General features: G+C 47.2%; 4 protein-coding genes and 1 pseudogene. All 5 read left to right on the top strand.

Annotated features, from left to right (window positions below; translation table 11 throughout):
* Positions 1 to 2,110 (top strand): cadherin repeat domain-containing protein (locus CS022_RS24980; protein WP_161569699.1); only part of this gene is annotated, 2,110 nt, incomplete at its 5' end.
* 105 nt (positions 2,111 to 2,215) lie between these two features.
* Positions 2,216 to 3,340, top strand: a complete 1,125-nt coding sequence (locus CS022_RS28290; RefSeq protein ID WP_408057289.1) for an ABC transporter transmembrane domain-containing protein — start codon at positions 2,216 to 2,218, stop codon at positions 3,338 to 3,340.
* A pseudogene (locus CS022_RS28285) lies at positions 3,337 to 4,421 on the top strand (ATP-binding cassette domain-containing protein). The gene CS022_RS28290 and the pseudogene CS022_RS28285 overlap by 4 nt, the downstream one beginning before the upstream one ends.
* Positions 4,384 to 5,772, top strand: coding sequence for an HlyD family type I secretion periplasmic adaptor subunit (locus CS022_RS21175; protein WP_129123926.1), 1,389 nt, complete (start codon positions 4,384 to 4,386; stop codon positions 5,770 to 5,772). Before CS022_RS28285 ends, CS022_RS21175 begins: the two are co-directional and overlap by 38 nt.
* 46 nt (positions 5,773 to 5,818) lie before the next feature.
* Positions 5,819 to 6,247 carry a TolC family protein gene (locus tag CS022_RS27500; RefSeq protein WP_129123925.1) on the top strand — a complete coding sequence of 143 codons (429 nt, stop codon included), beginning with the start codon at positions 5,819 to 5,821 and terminating at the stop codon, positions 6,245 to 6,247.
* Positions 6,248 to 6,252 lie beyond the last annotated feature (5 nt).

Here is a 6,252-nt window from a genome sequence, read left to right as displayed (position 1 = left end):
CACCACCCTCGGTGGGCAAAATATCTCCGACGATGGCACGGCCACCATCAACGATAGCGACGACACCCCGACCATAACCAGTATCGATGTTACCAATACAGGCGATCAAGTTGTCGAGGGAGGTATACTTAACTATGAAGTTACGATTACGGGAACTTCGTCTGTACCAACTACATTTGATCTCGAACTGAATGGTGACGCTGAACAAGGCACCGATTACGGTAACCTTACTTTTACTAACAATGTGACTTACAACCCTCAAACGGGCCAGATCACCGTTCCTGCAGGTGTAACAAGTTTTATTGTCAATGTACCGACTATTGATGACTTCTTCGCCGAAGAGACAGAATCAGTGATTCTTGAGATAGGTGGTCAGAGTGCGACAGGTAACATCGTTGATGACAATGATACCGTCAATGTATCACTCAGTGGACCGACCCAAATTATAGAAGGGCAAACTGCGACTTATACGATCACACTGGATCAACCCGCCACACCGGGCTCGATCATCAATATCAGTTACTCGTTCGCTGGCGGCGCGACAACAAGCGATATTATTGAAACGACTCAGGCCACTGTTGGTGCTAATGGCACAACGATTACCTTTGATGTTGTTACTGTTGATGACTCGCTAAATGAGGTTGGTGAGGAGTACACAGTATCCATAACCAGTATTGAGCTGAATGGCTCAGACCTCTTTGAGGACCTTGATGTATCGGGTGCGTCGGTTACCACCGCAATAATCGATGAGACAGGTAACTCACCGGTTGGTCCACTTGTCGACCGCGATTTCTCTATCGGTCCAGATCCAAGTAGTACGGGAGGTGCTAAAAATACCACCATTGCGGGTACGGATGGGCAGAATGTGGTTATAACAGGCTCTGTTATTTTTGATTTCAAAAACACGGCAGGGAGCACAATCGGCCTGACCCTCAAAGCGACAGACCCTGACAGCTCTGACACCGTCACTTATTCGTTAACTGACAGCTACAATGGCCTCTTTACTGTTGATCCAAACACTGGTGTTGTAACGCTGACAAGGCCTGCCACTGCAGCTGACATCAATAACCAAGAATGGGATGTAATAACCATTACGGGTCAAGCGACGTCGTCTGATGGCTCTACGTCAGAAGCGACGTTCAATATTACTATCTCTAACTGGGCAACTTTTAGTGGTCCAACAATCACGCCGCTAATTATCGATCTTGACGGCGATGGCGTGAACACCATCTCAATCAACGAAGGCATTGAATTCGATATTGATGCAGACGGGACGAAAGAGAGGGTTGGTTGGGCGAGTGCCGGCGATGCACTGCTTGCTATCGACCTCAATGGTGACGGTGTTATCAACGACGGCTCTGAGCTGTTCGGTGAAGCATCACCAAAACCTGTAGACGTCGAAGATGGTTTCCAAGCACTCAGTGTCTACGACGAGAACAACGATGGCGTTCTTGATGCCAATGACAGTGCCTATGATGACATTATCGTCTGGCAGGACAAAAACTCTGATGGCGTCTCGCAAGCAGATGAAATGGTCAGCCTCTCTGAAGCAGGCGTAGCAAGCATCGACTTAACACCAGAAGACTCGTTCATTGTCGACAACGGTAACCTGATTGGTCTCCAGTCTACGTGGACAGATAATGATGGGCAGACACATGCTGTTGATGATGTTTGGCTACAGGTTGATGAAATCATTGATACCAACGTCGTCACGCTCGGTGGCACAGCAGGCGTTGCTGGCTCGGCAGAAGCTGACCGCTTTGTTGTTGATGCTAACAGCAACACAACGAAAGTAACAATTGAAGACTTTACCATTGGTGAAGACCATATTGACCTTTCCGACTTGCTCGAAGGTGACCAGCTAAGCGCTATTTGGGTTAGCGAGGCGGATGACCAAGTCACCATCAACATCGACATGGACGGCGACCAGGTCAGTGATCACGAAATTGTCCTCGACAATATCAGTCTGTCAGATTTGAACAATCTAGGTGGTGTCATTAACACCTTATTCGACAGTGAAACCACTGCTCTCATCACCAGTGATGAAGCCAACGTAGTTGTCGATACAGCGTCTGTACTCGTAGAAATCGATAAAGATCCAGAATTATAACAATACTTAGGCTGGAACATGGCTTTGCCATGTTCTGGCTTTTTTGCCATCTGGGATTAACACTTTATGTGACCCAGATCGTTATGTGTTTCACAAGGAAAATGCGTGACCAACAAAAATATTGAGAGTCAGTGGAGTATTCCCGCTTCGGCTCAAGTGATGGCAGACCCTTTATTGGACAGTCTGGTGTTGCTTGCCGAATCGTATGGGAATCCTTGTTCTAGAGAAGCACTGATCGCAGGTTTGCCGCTCAACAAAGCCAATCTTACGCCGGATCTTTTTCCGGAGGCCGCTGCGCGCGCCGGATTTACCACTCGACTAATTCGAAAACCGTTAACGGCAATTTCACCTCTTCTGCTTCCTTGTGTATTGATGCTCGTTGATCAAAAAGCCTGTGTACTGCGTTCAGTCGATAAGGAAGAAGGCACGGTAACCGTTCAAATACCTGAGAGTGGTGGAGAATCCGAATTATCCATTTCAGAACTTGAAGAGGTCTATACCGGTTACTGCTTCCTGGTCAAAAGGCAATTTCGTGGTGATACTAACGCCAAACTCCACCAGCATGCCGAACAAGGCCACTGGTTGTGGTCGATGGTCAGAACAGCAAGCCCACTTTACAAAGATGCCCTTCTCGCTTCTATCGCAGTGAATTTCTTTGCCCTCGTTTCGCCGCTGTTTGTCATGAATGTTTATGACAAAATTGTACCGAACTTAGCCTTTGAATCTTTATGGGTTTTGGGTGTAGGTGCCGCAATTGCGTTTGCATTTGACTTTATCCTTCGTTCAGTGAGAAGCGCACTAACCGACATTGCAGGCAAGAAAATTGATATTGTGGTGTCAGCTCGCCTGTTTGCCAAAGCAATGGGCATACCACTGAGTCAACGCTTCCCAAGCGTTGGCGGTATGGCTAAGCAACTCAACGAATTTGATAGCGTACGTGAAACCCTCAGTGCCGCCACGGTGATGACACTGGTCGATTTGCCGTTTGCCATTTTGTTCTTGGTTGTTATCTACTTTGTGTCCGGCAACCTGGTTGTCGTGCCTGTCGTCGCAAGCGTTCTGATTTTACTGTATACACTCAGTATTCAACGCAAACTCAAGCGTGCTATCGATCAAAGCAACAAATTCGGCATTCAAAGAAACGGTCACCTGATAGAAAGCCTGACAGCCCTGGAATCCATAAAAGCACATGTGCAGAAGGCATTGTGCAAAGAGGTTGGCAACAGATGACGGCGCACACGGCTAACTGGCAGTTTGAGGTTAAACGCATTTCTCAGTCGGTGTCTTATATTGCGTCCTTTATTTCTCAGCTAACGACCGTTGCACTCGTTATCCTTGGTGTTTATGCCGTCTCTGAAGGTGATATCTCCATGGGAGGGATCATCGCCGCTGTCATGCTGTCTAGCCGTATTCTCTCGCCCATGAGTCAATTGGCCTCTTTGCTGGTGAAAACAAACCAGACCAAGAACGCCATCAGACAGCTTGATGACCTGATGAGCAAAGAAAGCGAGTTTGAAGACAAAGCTCACCTCGTTAAACGCACTCGTCTCAACGGTCATATTGATGCCGATAACATCAGCTTCGATTATGCAGGCGCTACCCAATCAGCGTTATATCCGATGTCCCTTTCTATCGAGGCGGGAGAAAAAGTGGCCATCATCGGGAAAAATGGCTCGGGTAAAACGACCTTACTCAAGTTGCTTGCAGGCCTTTATCATCCGTCAGAAGGTAACCTGCGCTTTGATGGTACCGAATGCCGTCAGATACATCCTGCTGATTTACGCCATAACATCGGTACATGCCTCAAGACATCATTTTGTTCAACGGCACGATTCGCGACAACATCATGTTTGGCTCCCGCCAAGTAACCGAACACCAGCTAAACCGTGCAACATCATTGGCAGGTGTCAACCTTTATGCCGAAGGTGACAGTGAAGGGTTGGACAAACAGGTGGGTGAACGCGGAGAAGCGCTTTCAAGAGGCCAACGTCAAACCGTAGCGCTAGGTAGAGCGATTCTCAATGATCCACCAATTCTTCTGATGGATGAACCCACCGCCAGTATGGATGCCACTACAGAGCGACAGTTCATCAATACAATGAAGCGCATTGGCCATAATCGAACCTTGGTATTGATTACACACAAAATGTCACTGATGAAATTAGTCGACAGGATCATCGTTCTTGAAAAAGGCCGAGTACTTGTTGATGGCACTCGCGATGAAATATTGGCAAGACTAGGCTTGATAAAACCCAATCGCGAGGTGATGAATAATGGCAAAGCATTCAAACCTCAACCAAGACGAGCTTGAGATGGTCGATGATGTGTATAACGCCATGTTGACCGACTCCCCGATAAAGTATCGCTTCGTCATTTGGATACTCGTTACATTTCTCGTGTGCTTCTTGCTGTGGTCCAGCCTGTCGTCACTTGAACAGGTCACCCGTGGTGAAGGGAAAATCATTCCTTCATCTCAGGTTCAAATCATTCAGAGCCTCGATGGCGGTATTCTTGAACAGATGTATATCAAAGAAGGCATGCTGGTTGAAGAAGGTCAACCTCTGGCCCGCATCGATGATACGCGCTTCCGGTCTGACGTTGCGCAGCAAGAAGTCGAATCTGACTCTTTGAAGGCTAACATCATCAGGCTACAAGCTGAGCTTAAAACGATAACTCTGGCACCTGTCACGAGAGACTGGCGCAAACAAATTTCACTGAAAAGGGTCATGATTCAATTTCCTGACGACCTAAAAGCAAGCAAGCCTGAGCTGATCGCTCGGCAGCAGAGAGAATATAACGGCAGAATCAACGATCTTGAGAACAAGTTGGCGATCCTTTCTCGTCAGGTTGATCAAAGACAATCAGAATTAAAGGAACTTAAGTCGAAGTTAATACCACTCAGGAGTAATTACTCCTCATTTAAGCGTGAACTTGAAATAACTCGTCCTTTGGCAAAACAGGGCGTGATACCTGAAGTTGAGATGCTCAAGCTTGAGCGCGAAGTCAACTCATTAAGCGGCGCAATTGAGGCGATTAAGGATTCTCAGAATAAGGTTATTGCTGCTCAAGGTGAAGCCATATTAAAACGCAGAGAAGCGGCTCTGGCGTTTAGTAGCGAGGCCCGCTCCGAGCTGAATAAAATGCAGTCCCTCTTGGCCCGTTTAGATCAGGCGCAATTGGGAACACAAGACAAGGTCAACAAGGCTGTCATCACATCGCCGGTTAAGGGCACCATCAAGACCATCCATGTGAATACGCTGGGAGGCGTAGTAAGGCCGGGTAATGACCTGATTGAAATCGTTCCGGCTGAAGATCAGCTGCTGATCGAAGCAAAAATATTGCCGAAGGATATCGCTTTTCTCTATCCCGGGTTACCCGCGGTCGTGAAAGTGACAGCCTATGACTTTACCCGATACGGCGGTCTTGACGGCATTCTGGAACATATCAGTGCAGATACGACCCAGGACGATAAAGGTAACAGCTTCTATTTAGTAAGAATTCGTACAAATGAATCAAGTTTGAAGAAGAAAAACGGGCAGACTTTGCCCATTATCCCGGGAATGTTGACGTCAGTTGACATCATTACCGGCAAACGAACTGTAATGGAATACATACTCAATCCAATTTTACGCGCTCGGGAAAACGCTCTACGAGAGCGATGAATTCAGTCGTAAAGCATGGGTAACGAATGACTAGGAGTAACCAAACATGTCAATAAAAGCCAACCACCGAAAGCGACTACTAGCCACTGCTATTAGTTGTTCTCTGTTGGTCTCTTCTGCCGTTGACGCGATGACTCTTGAGCAGGCTGTCAGTCAGACGTTAGTGACTGAGCCTGAAATTCAGCAAGCTTTCCAGCGTTATAGAGAGAGCGAAGAGCAGATTAACATCGCGAAATCTGATTACCTTCCATCTGTTGATTTGGCCGGAGGTTACGGGCGCGAAGTAACGGATAGCCCTGCGTCTCGCGCCAGTAACAATAACGAACGAGTCTCTCTTAATCGTCGTGAAGTTGGCATCAGCATTCGCCAAATTCTCTTCAATGGTTTCTTCACGATTAACGATGTTGAACGTGCCAGCCGCATTGCCAAATCACAACACTGGGATTTGATTAATATTGCTGAAGACAAAGCCTAGATGTT

The sequence above is a fragment of the Veronia nyctiphanis genome (genome assembly GCF_004116385.1).
Lineage (GTDB): Bacteria > Pseudomonadota > Gammaproteobacteria > Enterobacterales > Vibrionaceae > Veronia > Veronia nyctiphanis.
Note: the sequence above shows the minus strand (reverse complement) of the source record. Positions and strands in the feature narration are given on the sequence as shown.